General features: G+C 63.2%; 18 protein-coding genes. 8 read left to right on the top strand and 10 right to left on the bottom strand.

Annotated elements, in window-relative coordinates; all coding sequences use genetic code 11:
- The first annotated feature begins 192 nt into the window (after nucleotides 1–192).
- On the top strand, nucleotides 193–1,605 hold the full coding sequence (locus tag JWQ24_RS12010) for a cytosine permease (protein ID WP_299807907.1): 1,413 nt from the start codon (nucleotides 193–195) through the stop codon (nucleotides 1,603–1,605).
- 88 nt (nucleotides 1,606–1,693) lie between these two features.
- Here the strand turns inward: JWQ24_RS12010 and phoB are convergent, their stop codons facing one another.
- The 6 genes from phoB to pstS all read right to left on the bottom strand — a co-directional run bounded on the left by phoB (nucleotide 1,694) and on the right by pstS (nucleotide 6,981).
- Nucleotides 1,694–2,410, bottom strand: coding sequence for a phosphate regulon transcriptional regulator PhoB (phoB, locus tag JWQ24_RS12005; protein WP_299807905.1), 717 nt, complete (start codon nucleotides 2,408–2,410; stop codon nucleotides 1,694–1,696).
- A gap of 18 nt (nucleotides 2,411–2,428) precedes the next feature.
- Nucleotides 2,429–3,139 carry a phosphate signaling complex protein PhoU gene (phoU, locus tag JWQ24_RS12000; RefSeq protein WP_299807903.1) on the bottom strand — a complete coding sequence of 237 codons (711 nt, stop codon included), beginning with the start codon at nucleotides 3,137–3,139 and terminating at the stop codon, nucleotides 2,429–2,431.
- 26 nt (nucleotides 3,140–3,165) lie between these two features.
- Nucleotides 3,166–3,990 (bottom strand): phosphate ABC transporter ATP-binding protein PstB, encoded by an 825-nt coding sequence (gene pstB / locus JWQ24_RS11995; RefSeq protein WP_299807901.1) that lies wholly within the window; start codon nucleotides 3,988–3,990, stop codon nucleotides 3,166–3,168.
- Nucleotides 3,987–4,832: a phosphate ABC transporter permease PstA gene (gene pstA, locus JWQ24_RS11990; RefSeq protein ID WP_299807899.1), complete on the bottom strand. Its 846-nt coding sequence runs from the start codon at nucleotides 4,830–4,832 to the stop codon at nucleotides 3,987–3,989. The genes pstB and pstA overlap by 4 nt, the downstream gene beginning before the upstream one ends.
- Before the next feature lies 1 nt (nucleotide 4,833).
- The gene (pstC, locus tag JWQ24_RS11985; RefSeq protein WP_299807897.1) at nucleotides 4,834–5,832 is read right to left on the bottom strand and encodes a phosphate ABC transporter permease subunit PstC; all 999 of its coding nucleotides are present in this window, start codon (nucleotides 5,830–5,832) and stop codon (nucleotides 4,834–4,836) included.
- 138 nt (nucleotides 5,833–5,970) lie between these two features.
- On the bottom strand, nucleotides 5,971–6,981 hold the full coding sequence (gene pstS / locus JWQ24_RS11980; RefSeq protein ID WP_299807895.1) for a phosphate ABC transporter substrate-binding protein PstS: 1,011 nt from the start codon (nucleotides 6,979–6,981) through the stop codon (nucleotides 5,971–5,973).
- Between the two features lie 318 nt (nucleotides 6,982–7,299).
- Here pstS and JWQ24_RS11975 point away from each other — a divergent pair, with 318 nt between their 5' ends.
- Nucleotides 7,300–7,725, top strand: coding sequence for a hypothetical protein (locus tag JWQ24_RS11975; RefSeq protein WP_299807893.1), 426 nt, complete (start codon nucleotides 7,300–7,302; stop codon nucleotides 7,723–7,725).
- Here the strand turns inward: JWQ24_RS11975 and JWQ24_RS11970 are convergent, their stop codons facing one another.
- The 4 genes from JWQ24_RS11970 to mnmA form a co-directional block, all read right to left on the bottom strand.
- Nucleotides 7,726–8,940: a glycosyltransferase gene (locus JWQ24_RS11970; protein WP_299807891.1), complete on the bottom strand. Its 1,215-nt coding sequence runs from the start codon at nucleotides 8,938–8,940 to the stop codon at nucleotides 7,726–7,728.
- Nucleotides 8,941–9,232: 292 nt separating this feature from the next.
- Nucleotides 9,233–9,556 (bottom strand): hypothetical protein, encoded by a 324-nt coding sequence (locus JWQ24_RS11965; RefSeq protein WP_299807890.1) that lies wholly within the window; start codon nucleotides 9,554–9,556, stop codon nucleotides 9,233–9,235.
- A 49-nt stretch (nucleotides 9,557–9,605) separates the two neighbouring features.
- Entirely contained in the window at nucleotides 9,606–10,244 is a 639-nt protein-coding gene (locus tag JWQ24_RS11960) for a class I SAM-dependent methyltransferase (protein ID WP_299807889.1), read from the bottom strand.
- A 15-nt stretch (nucleotides 10,245–10,259) separates the two neighbouring features.
- Entirely contained in the window at nucleotides 10,260–11,462 is a 1,203-nt protein-coding gene (gene mnmA, locus JWQ24_RS11955) for a tRNA 2-thiouridine(34) synthase MnmA (RefSeq protein ID WP_299808022.1), read from the bottom strand.
- A gap of 360 nt (nucleotides 11,463–11,822) precedes the next feature.
- Between mnmA and JWQ24_RS11950 the strand changes: the two genes are divergently transcribed.
- From JWQ24_RS11950 to JWQ24_RS11925, 6 genes are all read left to right on the top strand, one after another.
- Nucleotides 11,823–13,343 carry a flagellar hook-length control protein FliK gene (locus tag JWQ24_RS11950; RefSeq protein WP_299807887.1) on the top strand — a complete coding sequence of 507 codons (1,521 nt, stop codon included), beginning with the start codon at nucleotides 11,823–11,825 and terminating at the stop codon, nucleotides 13,341–13,343.
- A gap of 10 nt (nucleotides 13,344–13,353) precedes the next feature.
- On the top strand, nucleotides 13,354–14,067 hold the full coding sequence (locus tag JWQ24_RS11945) for a flagellar hook capping FlgD N-terminal domain-containing protein (RefSeq protein ID WP_299807885.1): 714 nt from the start codon (nucleotides 13,354–13,356) through the stop codon (nucleotides 14,065–14,067).
- A 187-nt stretch (nucleotides 14,068–14,254) separates the two neighbouring features.
- Nucleotides 14,255–14,530, top strand: a complete 276-nt coding sequence (locus tag JWQ24_RS11940) for a DUF1153 domain-containing protein (protein WP_002714638.1) — start codon at nucleotides 14,255–14,257, stop codon at nucleotides 14,528–14,530.
- Nucleotides 14,531–14,705: 175 nt separating this feature from the next.
- Complete coding sequence (gene fliF / locus JWQ24_RS11935) at nucleotides 14,706–16,328, top strand: flagellar basal-body MS-ring/collar protein FliF (RefSeq protein WP_299807883.1); 1,623 nt, start codon at nucleotides 14,706–14,708, stop codon at nucleotides 16,326–16,328.
- 5 nt (nucleotides 16,329–16,333) lie between these two features.
- Complete coding sequence (gene fliG, locus JWQ24_RS11930) at nucleotides 16,334–17,422, top strand: flagellar motor switch protein FliG (RefSeq protein ID WP_299807881.1); 1,089 nt, start codon at nucleotides 16,334–16,336, stop codon at nucleotides 17,420–17,422.
- A complete protein-coding gene (locus JWQ24_RS11925; RefSeq protein ID WP_299807879.1) occupies nucleotides 17,422–18,048 on the top strand; it encodes a FliH/SctL family protein in 627 nt (208 codons plus the stop codon). The genes fliG and JWQ24_RS11925 overlap by 1 nt, the downstream gene beginning before the upstream one ends.
- The last annotated feature ends 10 nt before the right edge of the window (nucleotides 18,049–18,058 follow it).

The raw sequence follows: 18,058 nt of genomic DNA, 5'->3' as shown, positions 1-18,058 counted from the left end.
AGCGACCAAATGGCGCCGGCGTGACTACAAGATAAGCAGCATGCTTCCGAAAGTGCAGCGCGGAAAATCTCACACGCCTAGCTAATTCAAGACGACGGCATACAATTTCAGGATCAACCTGCGGTCGTTTCCGCTGGTACGCTTTTTGCTACCCCTGTTTCCCGAGCATCGTTTTGTGCACAGGGGGCGAGCATGACGAATTCCGAGTTGCGGGCCGACATTCACAGCATCGAGCCTATTCCCGACGCGGACCGGGATTCCACCGGGCCGCAGCAGATGTGGATCTGGGCCGGGGCGAACATCGCGCCGGTGAACTGGGCGCTCGGCGCGCTCGGCATCATTCTCAAGCTCGGCCTGCTGGAAACGATCGCGGTGATCGTGATCGGAAACCTGTTCGGCTGTGCGATCTTCGGGGCCTTCACGGTGATGGGCCACAAGACCGGCGTCAACCAGATGGTTCTGAGCCGCGCTGCCTTCGGCCGCCGCGGCGCCTATCTGCCGAGCCTGCTGATGTTCCTGATGACGCTCGGCTGGATCGGCGTCAACACCTACTTCCCCGTCAAGATCTCGATGGCGATCCTCGCGCAGTTCGGCATCGCCGATACCTGGTTTGCGAACTTCGTCGTCATCACCCTCGTGATGGTGCTGCAGGTGCTGATCGGCATCTACGGCTTCTACGCGATCCGCACCTTCGAGAAATACACGGTGCCGGCGACCGTCGTGATCATGGTGCTGATGAGCATCCTGGCCTGGAGCCAGGCCGGCGTCGTCAACTGGGGGCTGAAGAGCGAGCTGCCGCCCGGCGCGCACCTGGCGATGCTGACGCTATTGATGACCGCGGTCGGCGTCGGCTGGGGGATTTCCTGGGTGACCTGGGCCTCGGACTATTCGCGCTTCGTGCCGCGCAGCGTCTCCTCGAAGCAAGTGTTCTGGTACAGCTACATCGGCATGTTCGTTCCCTCGGTGTGGCTCGCCATCCTCGGCGCCACCATCGCCTCGGTCACGCTCGACGCGGATCCCGCCAAAATGGTCAGTGCGGTGTTCGGCGGCGTTGCGAGCCTTCTGGTGCTGCTGATGGTGCTGCACGGCCCGATCGCTAGCAACATCCTCAACGTCTATTCCGCAGCACTGGCGGCCTTGAGCATGGGCCTCAAGCTGTCGCGGACGGCGCTGGCGCTGATCGTTGGCGTCGCCGGCTACGCGGTGACGATCTACTTCATCTCCGCGCCGTCATTTGCCAAAGCCTTCGACAACTGGCTGATCAGCCTGCTGATGTGGATGAGCCCCTACGCAGGCGTCATCCTGGCCGATTTCTTCATCAAGCGGAAAGGCCACATCGACATCGCCGAACTCTACAAATCGCCGGAGGCCAGTGCCTATGGCGACATCAACTGGACCGGCATGACCGCCTTCATCGTCGGCCTGATCGCCGCCTGGCTGTTTCAGGATGGCCTTGTGCCGGCGCTGCAGGGACCGATCTCGATCAACCTGCTGGGCGGTGCCGATCTCAGCTGGCTGGCCGGAATCGTCGTGGCGGGCGGCGTCTATCTGGCGCTCGACAAGTACAAAGCGACGGCACCGGCGGTCGCCAGCGCCGCCGAATAACCAGAGTTTTTAAAAAAGCAGCCCGGGCGCATTATTCGTCCGGGCCGCATTCCTTGAAGTGCACGACTCGAAACCGTGGAATAGAACGCTAGATCGTCTGCTCCGCGCTGATGCTGGCGAAACGGTCGTCGAGGGCGTAGCCGGCGCCGCGCACGGTGCGGATCGGGTCCTGCTCGCCGCGCGGGTTGAGGATTTTGCGCAAGCGGCCGATGTGCACATCGACGGTACGCTCATCGATATAGATGTCGCGCCCCCAGACGCTGTCGAGCAGCTGCTCGCGGCTGAACACACGGCCGGGATGTTCGAGGAAAAACTCCAGCAGTCGGTATTCGGTCGGGCCAAGATCGATCGGCCGGCCGGAGCGCACCACGCGGCGCTTGTCGCGGTCGAGTTCAATGTCGCCGAACGACAGCACGGTCGCCAATCGCTCCGGCGCGGCGCGCCGCAACAGGCCTTTCACCCGCGCAAGCAATTCGGGCACCGAGAATGGCTTGACGATGTAGTCGTCAGCGCCGGTCGCCAGGCCGCGAACACGCTCACTTTCCTCGCCGCGCGCCGTCAGCATGATGATCGGCAGCGACTTGGTCTCCGGCCGCGCCCGCAGACGACGGCACAACTCGATGCCCGACAGGCCCGGCAGCATCCAGTCCAGCACTACCAGATCCGGCACGCGCTCCTTGAGGCGCGTGTCGGCATCATCACCGCGGGCCACGGTTTCCACTTCATAGCCCTCGGCGTCGAGGTTGTAGCGCAGCAGCGTGGTCAGTGCTTCTTCATCTTCGACAACCAGAATGCGCGCATTCATCGGTATGGCCTTCTCGGTTTAGACGGGAGCATTCGCAAAGGTGGTCATGTCGCCCTTCGGGCGCTTGTCGAGGATCGCCTGACCTTCGATCATGTAGAATACGGTTTCCGCGATGTTGGTGGCGTGATCGCCGATCCGTTCGATGTTCTTGGCGCAGAACATCAGATGGATGCAGAACGAGATATTGCGCGGATCTTCCATCATGTAGGTCAGCAATTCGCGGAACAGCGAGGTACAGATCGCGTCGATCTCCTCGTCGCCCTTCCAGACCACCATCGCCGCCGGCAGGTCATGCGCGGCATAGGCATCGAGCACGGCCTTGACCTGCGACTGCACGAGATCCGTCATATGTTCGAGCCCGCGGATCAGCTTCAGCGGGTGGAAGTCGTTGTCCAGCGCATTGACGCGCTTGCCTATGTTCTTGGCGAGATCTCCGATCCGCTCCAGATCGCTGGCGACGCGCATGGCGCCGACGATCTCGCGCAGATCCACCGCCATCGGCTGGCGCCGGGCAATGGTCAGCACGGCGCGCTCCTCGATGACGCGCTGCAACTGGTCGATCTCCTGATCGGCCGCAGCGACCTTGGCGCCGAGCGGCACGTCGCGGCGCACCAGCGCATCGACGGAATCGGTGATCTGCCGTTCGGCAAGGCCACCCATCTCGGCGACCAGTCGGGTCAGTTCCTGCAGATCGCCATCGAAAGCCTTGGCGGTATGTTCAAAAGCCATGTCAAATCCCTCCCGCGTTCAACGCGTCAGCCGAACCGGCCGGTGATGTAATCTTGGGTGCGGCGATCGGTCGGCGAGGTGAAGATCTTGTTGGTCGGACCAAACTCGATCAGCTCGCCGAGATACATGAAGGCCGTGGAGTCAGAGACGCGCGCGGCCTGCTGCATGTTGTGGGTCACGATCGCGATCGTGTAATCGTTCTTCAATTCATCGATCAGCTCTTCGATCTTCGCAGTGGAGATCGGATCCAGCGCCGAGCACGGCTCGTCGAACAGGATCACCTCGGGCCTGACGGCGATGGTGCGTGCGATGCACAGACGCTGCTGCTGGCCGCCGGACAGGCTGAGGCCGGAGGCGTTCAGCTTGTCCTTGACCTCGTTCCACAACGCGCCGCCGCGCAGCGCCTTCTCGACGCGGCCGTCCATCTCGGACTTCGAGATCTTCTCATAGAGTCGCACGCCGAAGGCGATGTTCTCGTAGATGGTCATCGGAAACGGCGTCGGCTTCTGGAACACCATGCCGACACGGGCGCGCAGCAGGTTGAGATCCAGCTTAGGATCGAGGACGTTCTGGCTGTCGAGCATGACCTGGCCTTCGGCACGCTGGCCGGGATAGAGGTCATACATGCGGTTGAAAATCCGCAGCAGCGTGGACTTGCCGCAGCCCGACGGCCCGATGAAGGCCGTGACGCGGTTGGCAACCAGCGTCAGGTTGATGTGCTTCAAAGCGTGGTGTTCGCCGTAATAGAAGTTCAGGTCGCGGACGCTGACCTTGGAACGCTCCTCGCCCATCGCGACCTGCGGCGGCAGCGATACGTTGGAGATGGCAGAAGATACAGAGAGCTCACTCATTTGGCTGTCCTCTCGGCGCTGAGGATGCGCGCGCCAATGTTAAGGGCAAGTACGGTCAGGGTGATGATCAGGGCACCGCTCCAGGCGAGCTGTTTCCAGTACTCGTAGGGGCTCTGAACGAAGTTGTTGATGGTCACCGGCAGGTTGGCCATCGTTTTGGAGAGGTCCAGGCTGAAGAACTGGTTGCTCAGCGCGGTGAACAGCAAGGGCGCCGTTTCGCCGGCGACACGGGCCGTCGCCAGCAGCACACCGGTGATGAGACCGGCGCGGGCTGCGCGGTAGGCGATCCGCTTGATCACCAGCGAGCGCGGCAGGCCCAGCGCGGAGGCCGCTTCTCGTAGCGGATTGGGCACTAGGCCGAGCATGTCCTCGGTGGTACGCACCACCACAGGGATGACGATCACGGCGAGCGCCAGCGAGCCGGCGAAGGCCGAGAAGCCCCCCATCGGCACCACCACCGCGCCATAGACGAACAGGCCGATAATGATCGAGGGCGCCGACAGCAGGATGTCGTTGATGAAGCGGATCACCGAGGTGAGCCGGTCGTTCTTGCCGTATTCGGCAAGATAAGTGCCGGCGAACAGGCCGAGCGGCGCACCGATGCCGACGCCGATCACCGTCATGATGATCGAGCCGACGATGGCGTTGAGCAGGCCGCCTTCCGCCGAACCGGGCGGCGGCGTGTTCTGGGTGAACAGCTGCACGCTGATGCCGGCGAGGCCGTTGGCGAACAGCGTGAACAGGATCAGCGCCAGCCAGGTGACGCCGAAGATCGCGGCCCCGAAGCACAAGGTGCGGATGATGAAATCGGTGCGGCGCCGGGAGGCGTAAATCGGGTTCATTTCAGTTGCCCGCCTTCTTCTCAAGACGCATCAGCATGAGGCGCGCGCCGGAAAGTACGAAGAATGTCAGGACGAACAGCAGCAATCCGAGCAGGATCAGCGCGGACTGATGCAGCCCGTCACTCTCAGCGAACTCGCTGGCGATCGCCGCGGAGATCGTGGTGCCCGGTCCGAACACCGAACCGGAAATCCGGAACGAGTTGCCGATGATGAAGGTCACCGCCATCGTTTCACCGAGCGCGCGGCCAAGCGCCAGCATCACGCCGCCAATCACGCCGACGCGGGTATAGGGGATGACGACGTTGCGGACGACTTCCCAAGTGGTGCAGCCGACGCCGTAGGCGGCTTCCTTGAGCACCGGAGGCACCGTCTTGAACACGTCGACCGAGATCGAGGTGATAAAAGGCAGCACCATGATGGCGAGGATCAATGCTGCGTTGAACAGGCTGAGATATGAGGGAGGTCCCGCGAAAATGGTACCGAGCACCGGCACGCCTTCGAAGGTGGCGATCATGAACGGCTGTACGTGGTTGGCCAGGAACGGGCCGAGCACGAAGAAGCCCCACATGCCGTAAATGATCGACGGAATGCCGGCGAGCAGTTCGACGGCCATGCCGATCGGGCGGCGCAGCCACTGCGGGCACAATTCGGTGAGGAAGATCGCGATGCCGAGGCCGACCGGAATGGCGATGGCCATAGCGATCAGCGAGGTGACCAGCGTGCCGTAGATCGGGCCAAGCGCCCCGAGCACCGGCGGATCGGCGGACGGCGCCCAGCGCTGCGTCCACAAGAACGCAAAGCCGTATTCCTTCATCGCCGGCCAGGCGCCGGCGATGAGCGATAGAATAATGCCGCCGAGAATGAGCAGGACCGACAGCGCGCAAATGCGCGTGACCCAGTAGAACGCCTGATCGCCGAATTTAAAAGCGCTCAGCGCCTTCGCGCGATCATACGGTCCGGCGGCTTCCATCGACGAGCTCTGTACGGCCATATCTGCCACGCCAGTCCCCTGTTCGTTTGACTCTACCTGAAAACTCATCGGCATGCCGTCTTTGCGAGGAGCGAAGCGACGAAGCAATCCAGTCTTGCCGTGGCTTTCTGGATTGCTTCGCTACGCTCGCAATGACGATCTTCCAGCTCAGCTCTTGATGTCAGCCGACCAGGTCTTCTCGATCAGCTTGACCACCGGCTCCGGCATCGGGATGTAGTCGAGTTCTTCGGCCATCTTGCCGCCCTTGGCGAAGGCCCAGGTGAAGAACTTGACGGCTTCCGTGGAGGCAGCCTTGTCGGCCGGCGCCTTGTGCATCAGGATGAAGGTCGCGGCAGTGATCGGCCAGGAGGCTTCGCCCGGCTGGTCGGTCAGGATCACATAGTAGCCGGGAGCCTTGGCCCAATCGGCGTTCGACGCGGCAGCCTGGAAGGCGGCGATAGTCGGCTGCACAGTCTTGCCGGCCTTGTTGATCAAGCCGGCGTAGGTCAGCTTGTTCTGCTTGGCGTAGGCGTACTCGACGTAGCCGATCGCGTTCTTGGTCTGGCTGATGTTGCCGGCAACGCCTTCATTGCCCTTGGCGCCAACGCCGACCGGCCATTCGACGGCGGTGCCCGAACCGACCTTGGTCTTCCAGTCAGCGCTCGCCTTGGCGAGATAGTCGGTGAAGTTGAAGGTGGTGCCCGAACCGTCCGAACGGCGAACCACGGTGATGGCGGCCGAGGGCAGCTTCAGCTTGGGGTTCAGCTTGGCAATCGCGGCATCGTCCCACTTGGTGACCTTGCCGAGATAGATGTCGGCCAGCAGTTCGCCGGACAGAACCAGCTCTCCGGAATTGATGCCTTCGAGGTTCACGACGGGCACGATCGCGCCCATCACCATCGGCCACTGCACCAGGCCGTCCTTCTCAAGGACTTCAGCCTTGAGCGGCGCGTCGGTGGCGCCGAAGGTCACGGTCTTGGCCTGGATCTGCTTGATGCCGGCGCCGGAGCCGATCGACTGGTAGTTCAGGCCATTGCCGGTCTCTTTCTTGTAGGCATCAGCCCACTTCGAATAGACCGGGAAAGGGAAGGTGGCGCCCGCGCCGGTGATGTCGGCAGCGAATGCCGAGGTCGACGCGGCCATCAGGCCGGCGGCGACGATTGCCTTGAGGAATTTCATGGTGGTCTCCATCTGGGTCAAGAGCTTGTTGTTCCGAAGCCCTGTGCCGCCTCTTTAGAAGCCTGCTGTGGAGCTAATATTGCAGCTGGATGACACTCGTGTGACACGCCAATTTGAGTAATAATTTCAATGATCCGAGAGTTTTGGACGCTCGTTTTTCCGGTATTTTTCTGCAACTCGGCGCTACCGCCGTCGCGAAATCGAAAATTCAGCGGCCACTACCGGCACCCAGGCACCTGTTAACCAATTCCTAACGATGATCACCCATGGAATAGAGACGCGATTTATCTTCCGCGCGATTGGACGGGGCGGCGCGACATGTTCCAGCGATTTCTGCGATCTCGTGCCCAGAGCTATTTGCGAGGCATCCTCGGCGACCGCGAGTTCAAGGCGCGTTCCGCCGCGCGTGACGCCGAGACCGATCGCGGGCGTATCGATGCCATCATGGCCTCGCTGGATCACGCACTGACCGGCGCCGAAGCCGAACAGGTCGGCCTCACCCGCCGGGTCGATGACGTGCTGTCGCGCGCAGCGGTCACCTTCGGCAACGGCAATGACGAATATCTCACGCGCGAAAAGATCGACAGCGAACACCTGGACCTGTTCGAGAAGGACATCTCCAATGGTCAACGCCGACTGCGTGAACTCACCGTCAGCATCTCACATTACAAATTCCTGAAAGCCGCGCTGCTGTCGCGCTTTCCCGAACACGGCGCACGCAGGCCTACCGATCAGGTCAACTGATTACGCCGCCGGCGTTTGCTTGCGGCGCTCGTCATCCGTCCAGCGCCGACGCCGGCCCGTGCTGTCGGCAGCGCCGTCAGGCGCGCGTCGTCGTTCGCCCGTGAAGGTGCCCATCTGGGCGTCCACAAAAGCCACAAACTCCGCGCGAAAACGCTCGGCCGAAAATCCGGCGGCCCGCGCCCGGCAATCGGCCCTGGAAAACGTATCCTCTTGCGCGACAAAGGCGCGAACGCATTGCGCGATCGCTGCCGGCTCGGTTGAATCGAAAAACATTCCGGTGCGATTGCCCGGTGCGGCCGAGACCGTCTCACGCGCACCGCCGCGCCCCAGCGCCAGCACAGGCGCGCCTTCCGCCTGCGCTTCGACGACGATGATGCCGAAATCTTCCTCCGCGGCGAACACGAAGGCGCGCGCCGTACCCATCAACTCGCGCAGATCCGCGTCGCTGACAAAGCCGGCAAAGGTCACATTGGGACCCGCCATCTTCTTCAACCGCTCGGCGTCAGGACCATCGCCTGCAACGACCAGTCTGAGGTCCGGCAATTCGGCGAAGGCCTGGATGACGGCTTCAATCTTCTTGTAGGGCACCATACGGCTGGCAGCGAGAAAATGACCGGCGATGGGACGGTCGATCACCTCGGCAGGCATAGTCACCGGCGGATAGATCACAGTGGCATCGCGGCCATAGACCTTCTTGATGCGCTTGGCGACGAAGTTGGAATTGGCGATCATCGCGTCCGGTCCATGCGCCGTGCGCACGTCCCAGATCCGCATCCGGTGCAGCAGCGCGCGCGCCAGCGCGCCCTTGATGCCCGCGGTGTAGCCGCTTTCATTCAGATAAGCGTGCTGCAGATCCCACGCATAGCGCATCGGCGAATGCACGTACGAGATGTGCAACTGGTTTGGTCCCGTGATGACGCCCTTGGCGACGGCGTAGCTGCTGGAGATCACGAGATCATAGCCCGACAGGTCGAACTGCTCGATCGCGATCGGCATCAGCGGCAAATATTTGCGGTGCATCTTGCGGATGAACGGCATGTTCTGCAGGAAGCTGGTATGTGCTTTCTTGAAGCCGATCTTGGCGCGGTCTTCCGGCGACAGAACGTCGAAAAGCGTGAACACGTCGGCATGCGGATAGCAGCGCAGCAGTTCGCGCAGCACCTGCTCGGCGCCGCCCATCGTATAAAGCCAATCGTGGACGATCGCGACGCGCATCTGAACTCCAAAGTACAGCCGATGTCTTTTCGGCCTATGGAGTTCATAGCCTATTCACGCGTCGCCACAACAAACCGCTAAAACTGTCCTTAATCGAGTAATGCCCGAATGCTCAGTTTTTAGGGCCCTCTTTAAGATTTCGCCTACCATCTTACGCGCGGCGATGGTTTTGCGAAATTTCAGGTACGTCGCCACAGGGTGAGGCTTGTTGCGTCCGTTCACCAGGAATACAGATGCCTTGCTTCATCGACCTCGCAGCGATTGCGAAGTCGAATGCATCCTGGATTTGAAATTATTCTGGACGAACGCTCCGGTCGCCGCCGGGGCTACCGGGCGGCGGGATCACCGGCGTGTTGGTGCCGCCGTCGGGCGTGGGGACGTGCATCTCCGTATCAACGCCACCGGGCGGGCACAGCACGCCGCCGGATTTCGCCAGTTGGTCGCTCAACGGCTCTGCGTTCTTACCGGTCGTCGTGCCGTTCGGCGACAGCGTGCCCTGCTGCGGACGGGTCTCGGTCGGCGTACAATTACCCGCAGGCGAGGTCGCTTGCGCGAAAGCAGCCCCCGAACTGGCGAGCCAAAGACCGGAAATCAACAGGGATGACTTGATCTGCATCGAAATCAACGGCCCGGCGAACCACAGGTTCCCATGCCCAAACGTCGCATCAGGTCTTGCGATAACGGATCAGCGAGAAATGCCCCATCGGCGGCATCGGCCGGCGCTCGGCCAGCGTGACACCGCCATGCCTGGCCGCCCAGTCCACCAGCCTGCCCCACGGGAATTCCGGGCGCCAGCCGAGCCGGCGGGCCAGCGGCGCAAAGGCCAGCTCGAACAGCCGCCGCGGGCCGCTTTCGGCGCCGATGTGATTGACCAAAATCAACTCGCCGCCCGGCTTCAGCACGCGGACGAAATCGTCCAGCGTGGCTTCCGGATCCGGCACGGCCGTAATGACGTATTGCGCGACCACCGCATCGAAATAATCATCGGCAAAAGCGAGGTTCTTGGCGTCCATTACCGCCAATGCCTCGACATTGGTCAGGTTGAGCGATCGGACCCGCTGATACGCCTTGCGCAGCATCGGCTCGGAGATGTCGACACCACAGATCCGGGTGGTGCGGGAATAATCGATCAGCGACAGTCCGGTGCCGACGCCGACATCGAGAATACGGCCGCCGATCCGGTCGGCTTCGATGATCGTGGCCTGCCGGCCGGAATCGAACACCTTGCCGAACACGATGTCGTAGATTGGTGCCCACAGCCCGTAAGCCTTCGCGACCCCCGCGCGGTCGATATCGCCAGCCATTTCCTGCCCTGAACTTTATAGACGCGCCGCTGCGACCAGCGGCTGCTCGACGTTAGCATCCCGCACTGGAATACCAACAGGGCTTCTCGCGGCGGCGCTCTTGATGAAACCACCGCCCAGCACGCGGGCCTGGCCATCGGCCGCGTCGTAAAACACGCAGGCCTGGCCGGGCGACACGCCCTCTTCGCCCCCGACCAGTTCAACTTCGTAGCCGCCATTGACGGCGCGCAGCCAGGCCGGCTGCGGGCCGCGGGTCGAGCGCACCTTGACGAACAGTTCGAGCCCTTCGCCGACCGCGCGATCCAGCGGACCGTTGCCAATCCAGTTGAGATCGCGCAACGCAATGCGGTGCATCCGCAACGCTTCGCGCGGGCCGACGATGACGCGGCGGGCGGCGGCGTCGAGCTTGATGACATAAAGAGGCGCGCTGGCGGCGATGCCGAGACCGCGGCGCTGCCCGATGGTGAAATGCACGATGCCTTCATGGCGGCCGATGACGCGGCCATCCAGATCGACGATATCGCCGGGCTCCAGCGCGTTCGGCTTCATCCGCTCGATCACGTCGGTGTAGCGGCCGGACGGCACGAAGCAGATGTCCTGACTGTCCTGCTTGTCGGCCACCGACAGGCCGAACTGCCGCGCCAACTCGCGGGTCTGCGGCTTGGTCATGTCACCGAGCGGGAAGCGCAGATAGTCGAGCTGCTCCTGGGTGGTGGCGAACAGGAAGTAACTCTGGTCGCGGTCGGCGTCCGCGGCGCAGACCATCGCGCGCGAGCCGTCATCGAGACGGCGCGAGGCAACGTAATGGCCGGTCGCCAGCGCCGCGGCGCCAAGTTCGCGCGCGGTCGCCAGCAGGTCGCGAAACTTGACCGAGCGGTTGCACTCGATGCACGGCACCGGCGTCTCGCCGATGGCGTAGCTGGCAGCGAAATTGTCGATCACCGACTCGCGGAACCGGCTCTCGTAATCCAGCACGTAATGCGGGATGCCGAGACGCTCGGCAACGTCACGTGCGTCGTGGATATCGCGGCCGGCGCAACAGGCGCCCTTGCGGTGCGTCGCGGCGCCATGATCGTAAAGCTGCAGCGTGATGCCGACGACGTCGTAGCCTTGCGACTTCAGCAGCGCGGCCGTGACGGACGAATCGACGCCGCCGGACATCGCGACAACGACACGAGTATCCTGCGGGCGGCCTTCGAGATCCAGACTGTTGAGCATGGGTTCGGTCATCAATGCGACCGGGCTGGCTGCAAACCGCCGCGATCAGGAAAACTGGAGCAGATCGGGGAACGAGAGCGTGTTCCGGCGATGGCTGGAATGATGCACTTTAATATAGGCCGGCACCCGCGCAGGCAATCGCGCCGCGCCGAATTGCCGCCGACAAACGGCAATTCTTGCCGGGAGGCAGGAACAATGCGGCCCCGCCACCCCCGCCACAGCCCCACCAATTCTTATAACCACTTGTAATATATATACATTTCTTCTTCGAAAATGCTGGCCCGGTCCTTGCTCAATCAGTTGGGAACTCTTCTTGAAAGGCCGCCCGTGTTCAGCGTGACATCAGATACCGCCAGCACCTTGTCGCTCCAGAATGCGCGCGCGAAGTCAGCGCAGGACAATACGTCGGCTTCCGACAGCTTCGGCTCGCTGGTCGACAGCAATACCCCACCCCCCGCGACAGTCGACACCAACCTGAACCGCCAGCCGGCCGACACGGCCCGCCGTGACGACCGCACCGCCCAAAGCAGTGATCGCGCGGATGCCGCCGCGGCGCGGGATGCCCGCAATGACGACGCCAGGACTGCTTCCGCCAATCGCGCCGATGCTGCAAAGGACGCAAGGAGCGAGACAGCCGACAGGACCCTAACCAGGTCCGACGCCAGACCTGACGCAAAATCCAAGTCCGACACGAAGTCCGACGCCAAGTCAGACGACAAATCCGATGCGACAGCCGGCAACAAGACCGACAAGGATTCATCGATCAAGGAGACAAAGACCGAGGGGGCCACCGCCACCGACGCCACCACGCCTGAACAGGCCGTGCCGGTGACCGCGGTCGCTGTGGTGATCCCCGCGGTGGTCGCCCCGACGGATGCCACGGCAACGCCGAATACGACGGCCGATGCCGGCGCGGCGCAACCGGGGGCAATTGCCGCGGCGGTTCTGAAAGCCCAGGCCGCCGCCGCCAAGACCGCAACTACGACCGGCACTGGCACCGGCACCGAAGCAACCCCGGAAGCCGCCACGCCCGGCTCAACCGATCCGGATTTCGCCGCGCTGATCGCCACCGCGACGCCGGCTGGCCCCAAGACCGCTGCCAAGACGGGGGGGAAGACGGCCGAAACCGCGACCGCGGCACCGACCGGCGCCGCGGCGGCCACGCCGACCACGCTCGCCGGGCAAACGCCCGTCGATTCCAAGGCCGCCGCTGAAACCAAGCCGGGCGAAGTGACGGCCGAGGGTGCCAAGCCCGACGCCACCGCGACCGACGCGACCGCCAAACCGACGCCACACGCCGCGCATGAGCATCAGGCCCCGGACGCCGCGCCCGCGCCGCTCGCCGCGGCCGACATCACCCCGACCAACACGACGCAGCAGCAGCCGCTGTTGCAGACGACCGCTTCTGCGGCCGTCACCGCACAGCAACTTACGGCGAACGTCGCAACCGATGCCGCGGTGCCGCTGAACGGCCTCGCTGTCGAAATCGCGCAATCGGCGCAATCCGGCAAGAGCCGCTTCGACATCCGGCTCGATCCCGCCGAACTCGGCCGCATCGACGTCCGGCTCGACGTCGATCGCCACGGCAACGTCACGTCGCATCTGACGGTGGAGAAGCCGGAGACGCTGGCAATGCTGCGCCAGGACGCGCCGCAACTGCAGCGCGCGCTGGAACAGGCCGGCCTCAAGAGCGACGGCAACGGGTTGCAGTTCAGCCTGCGCGACCAGTCGTCATCGGGTCAGCAGAACAATGGCGACAACTCCGGGCGCCAGTCCCAGCGCCTGATCATCCGGGAAGACGACGCACTGCCTGCGGTGACCGCGGGCCGGAACTATGGCCGCATGTTGGGATCCAGCCGCGGCATCGACATCAGTATCTGAGGAGAGAGCCATGGCAGTTGATTCCATCACCACGCCGGCAGCGGTCGTATCCGGCACGGTAGCCGGCACGTCAACGTCCACCGACACCAGCACGACGGCGTCGCCGGGAATTGCAGATAATTTCCAGACCTTCCTGACACTGCTGACGACGCAGTTGCAGAACCAGAACCCGCTCGACCCGTTGGACACCAACCAGTTCACCCAGCAGCTGGTGCAATTCGCAGGCGTCGAGCAGCAGTTGAAATCGAACGACCAGTTAAAATCACTGGTGGCGATGCAGAAGACCGCGCAGGCCACCCAGGCGCTGGTCTATGTCGGCAATACTGTCGCCGTCGATGGCGCAACTGCGACGTTCAACGGATCGGCGACATGGAATCTGACCGCCGCCAAGGACACCGAGACATCCACGGTGAGCATCACCAATTCGGCCGGCTCCACCGTCTACAGCGGCAGTTTCGCCTTGAAATCCGGCGGCTCGAGCTTTGTCTGGGACGGCAAGGGAAATGACGGCACGCAGTATCCGGCGGGATCCTACACGCTGACCGCGACCGGCAAGGACCAGAACGGCCAGACCGTGGCGATCTCCACCGAGGTCCAGGGCATGGTGGATTCCGTCGATCTGTCGGCGAGCCCCGCTTTGCTGTCGATCGGCGGCACCAATTACACCGTCGATCAGGTCAAGCGCGTCGTCCGCACGGTTGCCGCCACGACACCGGCAACCTGACCGCGCAGCAACGGACCACGAGATCGCCCGGACCATCGGTCCGGGCGATGCCTTTTTCGGCTCATGGCGGCGCTTTCATGTCCGATCCGGATCAATTCACATTGGAGTTACAGGCTTAGGCAAATTTTAAGTCGCAGGGCGTAGCTTCTCATAGTGAGTTCAGTGGTTGAGAGTTTGTGAGTACGCCATGACAGAACCCCATCGCCCGAGGGTAAAATACGTCATCGGGCCTGACGGCAGTCCGTTAACAATTGCGGACCTGCCAGCACCCGGGACAAAACGGTGGGTCATCCGCCGCAAGGCTGAAGTCGTTGCGGCGGTTCGCGGGGGCCTGTTGTCCCTCGAGGAAGCCTGCAGCCGCTACACGCTGACGGTCGACGAATTCCTTTCCTGGCAATTCTCGATCGACCAGCACGGTCTCGCGGGCCTGCGGACGACCCGCATCCAGCAGTATCGCCAATAAGCGATTCGTCCCCATTACTTTGCATTTAACGAAAACCGGCTCCCTCACGGGAAGCCGGTTTTTGTCATTTGGCCCAATGTTTTCGATATATTAATCCTCGTTAACCATATCGAAACCATACCATAGGCAAAATCTGCCCAGTCGGTCCCTCGGGCCGAGTTTCAGGGGCTGGTTCGTGCAGAGTCTGCTAGGTTTCCTCAAGGGATTGGGCGCGGCGCGCCTGATGGCGATGGTTGCGGTCACAGCCGCGCTGATCGGATTCTTTGCGTTCGTCATCATGCGCGTGACCACGCCGCAGATGACCACCCTGTTCACCGACCTCAGTGTCGAGGACTCCTCGGCGATCATGAAGGACCTGGAACGCCAGGCGATCCCGTATGAGTTGAAGAACGACGGCGCCGCCATCATGGTGCCGAAGGACAAGGTCACCAAGCTGCGCATGAAGCTGGCCGAAGGCGGCCTGCCCAAGGGCGGTGGCGTCGGCTACGAGATCTTCGACAAGTCGGACGCGCTCGGCACCACCAGCTTCGTCCAGAACATCAACCATCTCCGCGCCCTGGAAGGCGAACTGTCCCGCACCATCCGGGCGATCGACCGCGTCCAGGCCGCCCGCGTCCATTTGGTGCTGCCGGAACGTCCGCTGTTCTCGCGCGAGACCCCCGAGCCGTCGGCCTCGATCGTGGTCCGCGTTCGCGGCGCGCTCGATCCGCAGCAGGTCCGCGCCATCCGCCACGTGGTGGCATCGGCCGTCAACGGCTTGAAGCCGAACCGGGTCTCGATCGTCGATGAAGCCGGGCAATTGCTGGCCGACGGCGCCGCCGATCCGACCACCGACGGCGCCACCGGCGACGACCGTCGCGCCAGCTTCGAGAAGCGGATGCGCAACCAGATCGAGGCGATCGTGTCCTCGGTGGTCGGTTCGGGCCGCGCCCGCGTCCAGCTCACCGCCGATTTCGATTACAACAAGGTGACGCAGACCTCGGACAAGTTCGACCCCGAAGGACGCGTGCTGCGCTCCAGCCAGACCCGCGAAGAATCGGCAGCCACCGGCAATGCCGAGGGCCAGGTCACCGTCAATAACGAGCTGCCTGGCAACCAGAACAACGCCGCCCCGCAGACCGCGCGCGACCAGAGCAAGAAGTCGGAAGAGACCAACAATTACGAAATCTCCCGCACCACCAAGACCGAAGTCACCGAAGCCGGCCGGGTCAACCGGATCTCGGTCGCCGTGCTGGTCGATGGCGCCTACGCCAAGGGCGAAAAGGGCGAGATGGTCTATCAGGAGCGCAGCAAGGAAGAACTCGACCGCATCGGCCAGCTGGTCCGCTCGGCGATCGGCTTCGACCAGAAGCGCGGCGACCAGGTCGAGATCGTCAACCTGAAATTCGCCGAAGGCCCCGCGATCGTACCGAACACGGAGCCCACCGGCTTCCTCGGCGCGCTGCAATTCACCAAGGACGACGTGATGTACGTCATCGAGCTGGCGGTCATGATGCTGCTCGGCCTGGTCGTGATGTTCATGGTCATCCGCCCGTTGGTGCGCCGCATCCTCGCCAGCGAGCCGGTCGCCGCCCTCTCCGGCCCGGGCGGCGCACATGCCGCGCTGACCGACGGCACCGCCGCCGTCGGTCCCGACGGCCTTGCACTCGCCCACCCCGGTGGCCCCAGCGCCATCGATATCGCCACCGTGCAGGGCCAGGTCCACGCCCAGTCGGTTCACCGCGTCGGCGAGTTGGCCGACCGCAATCCCAACGAAACCGCAGCCATTGTTCGTCAATGGCTCACCGAACCGGCGTGATCTGAATGGCCGTTCCCGCAACCACCAGCGACAATTCCAGCGACATTTCCAGCGTGATCGCTTCGCTGGCCCAGCGTCAGGGCGGCCGCCCGGTGCCGAAGCCGCTGAGCGGCCCGAAGCGCGCGGCGATCCTGATGCTGGCGCTCGGCGAACAATATGGCGGCAAGGTCTGGTCGCTGCTCGACGACGAAGAGGTGCGCCAGCTTTCCGGCGTCATGTCGACGCTCGGTACCGTCGAGCCGGAGACGGTCGAAGACCTGATGCTCGAATTCGTATCGCGGATGTCCGCGTCGGGCGCGCTGATGGGCACCTTCGACGCCACCGAACGGCTGCTGACGCAATACCTGCCGTCCGATCGCGTCAACGGCATCATGGAAGAAATCCGCGGCCCCGCCGGCCGCAACATGTGGGAGAAGCTCTCCAACGTGCAGGAAGAGGTGCTCGCCAACTACCTCAAGAACGAATACCCGCAGACCATCGCCGTGGTGCTGTCGAAGCTGAAGCCTGAGCATGCCGCGCGCGTGCTGGCGATCCTGCCGGAAGATCTAGCCCTCGACGTCATCGGTCGCATGCTGAAGATGGAGACGGTACAGAAGGAAATCATCGAGCGCGTCGAGCAGACGCTGCGCACCGAGTTCATGTCGAACCTGTCGCAGACCCGTCGCCGCGACGCGCATGAGGTCATGGCGGAAATCTTCAACAATTTCGATCGCCAGACCGAAACCCGTTTCATCACCTCGCTGGAAGAAGACAACCGCGAAGCCGCCGAACGCATCAAGGCGCTGATGTTCACCTTCGACGATCTCGTCAAGCTCGACGCCGGTTCGGCGCAGACCCTGATGCGCAACATCGACAAGGACAAGCTGGGCATCGCGCTGAAGAGCGCCAACGAGGATGTCCGCGCCTTCTTCATGGGGAATATGTCGTCACGCGCCGCCAAGATGCTGCTCGACGACATGGCCGCGCTCGGGCCGGTGCGCTTGCGCGACGTCGACGAGGCGCAGGCGCTGCTTGTCAATCTCGCGAAGGACCTCGCCGCCAAGGGCGAGATCGTGCTGACCAAGAACCGCGCCGACGACGAACTGGTGTACTGATGGCAGCTCCGGCAAAATTCCTGTTCGACGTCGATTTCGCCGCGCCCGACAAGGCACGCGTACCTGTGATCACGCCCGCCGAGATCGCGGAGAAGATCGCCAACGCCGAGGCCCACGCCTACCGCGCCGGCTTCGATGCCGCGCAGCGCGAGGCCAAGGCCGAAAGCGATCGCCGCGCCGCACTGGCGCTGGAGGAAATCGGCGTCGCTATCTCTTCGATCTCGACGCGGTTCTCAGGGATCGAGACCCGGATGGAAACCGAAGCCGTCGATGTCGCCGTCTCCGTCGCGCGCAAGCTGTGTAACGAGCTGGTCGCCGCCGAGCCGCTCACCGAGGTGATGGCGCTGGTGCATGACTGCTTCAAGCATCTGGTGGCGACGCCGCATATCGTCGTGCGCATCAACGACCAGCTGTATGACGACGCCCGCGAGCGGATCGAGAAGCTGGCCAAGCAGAGCGGTTTCCCCGGCAAGCTGGTGATCCTCGCCGAGCCGGAAATTGCGGGCGGCGATTGCAAGATCGAATGGGCGGACGGCGGCGTGCTGCTGGAGCGCTCGGCCATCGAGGCCAAGATCAACGAACTCGTGGGTCGCTACATGGCGGCTCGCAACCTGGCACGGCCATGAGGACTGAACG

The sequence above is a fragment of the Tardiphaga sp. genome (assembly GCF_028290495.1).
GTDB lineage: Bacteria > Pseudomonadota > Alphaproteobacteria > Rhizobiales > Xanthobacteraceae > Tardiphaga.
The sequence above is the reverse complement of the archived record's forward strand: the minus strand, read 5'-3'. Positions and strand labels throughout refer to the sequence as shown.

Coding starts and splice junctions, on each gene's coding strand:
- mnmA (WP_299808022.1), bottom strand. CDS start 11,462: ATGCTCAACAGTCTGGATCTCGAAGGCCGCCCGCAGGATACTCGTGTC.
- JWQ24_RS11965 (WP_299807890.1), bottom strand. CDS start 9,556: ATGCAGATCAAGTCATCCCTGTTGATTTCCGGTCTTTGGCTCGCCAGT.
- JWQ24_RS11975 (WP_299807893.1), top strand. CDS start 7,300: ATGTTCCAGCGATTTCTGCGATCTCGTGCCCAGAGCTATTTGCGAGGC.
- fliG (WP_299807881.1), top strand. CDS start 16,334: ATGGCCGTTCCCGCAACCACCAGCGACAATTCCAGCGACATTTCCAGC.
- JWQ24_RS11960 (WP_299807889.1), bottom strand. CDS start 10,244: ATGGCTGGCGATATCGACCGCGCGGGGGTCGCGAAGGCTTACGGGCTG.
- pstS (WP_299807895.1), bottom strand. CDS start 6,981: ATGAAATTCCTCAAGGCAATCGTCGCCGCCGGCCTGATGGCCGCGTCG.
- pstA (WP_299807899.1), bottom strand. CDS start 4,832: ATGAACCCGATTTACGCCTCCCGGCGCCGCACCGATTTCATCATCCGC.
- JWQ24_RS11945 (WP_299807885.1), top strand. CDS start 13,354: ATGGCAGTTGATTCCATCACCACGCCGGCAGCGGTCGTATCCGGCACG.
- JWQ24_RS11970 (WP_299807891.1), bottom strand. CDS start 8,940: ATGCGCGTCGCGATCGTCCACGATTGGCTTTATACGATGGGCGGCGCC.
- JWQ24_RS11925 (WP_299807879.1), top strand. CDS start 17,422: ATGGCAGCTCCGGCAAAATTCCTGTTCGACGTCGATTTCGCCGCGCCC.
- JWQ24_RS11940 (WP_002714638.1), top strand. CDS start 14,255: ATGACAGAACCCCATCGCCCGAGGGTAAAATACGTCATCGGGCCTGAC.
- phoU (WP_299807903.1), bottom strand. CDS start 3,139: ATGGCTTTTGAACATACCGCCAAGGCTTTCGATGGCGATCTGCAGGAA.
- JWQ24_RS12010 (WP_299807907.1), top strand. CDS start 193: ATGACGAATTCCGAGTTGCGGGCCGACATTCACAGCATCGAGCCTATT.
- pstB (WP_299807901.1), bottom strand. CDS start 3,990: ATGAGTGAGCTCTCTGTATCTTCTGCCATCTCCAACGTATCGCTGCCG.
- phoB (WP_299807905.1), bottom strand. CDS start 2,410: ATGAATGCGCGCATTCTGGTTGTCGAAGATGAAGAAGCACTGACCACG.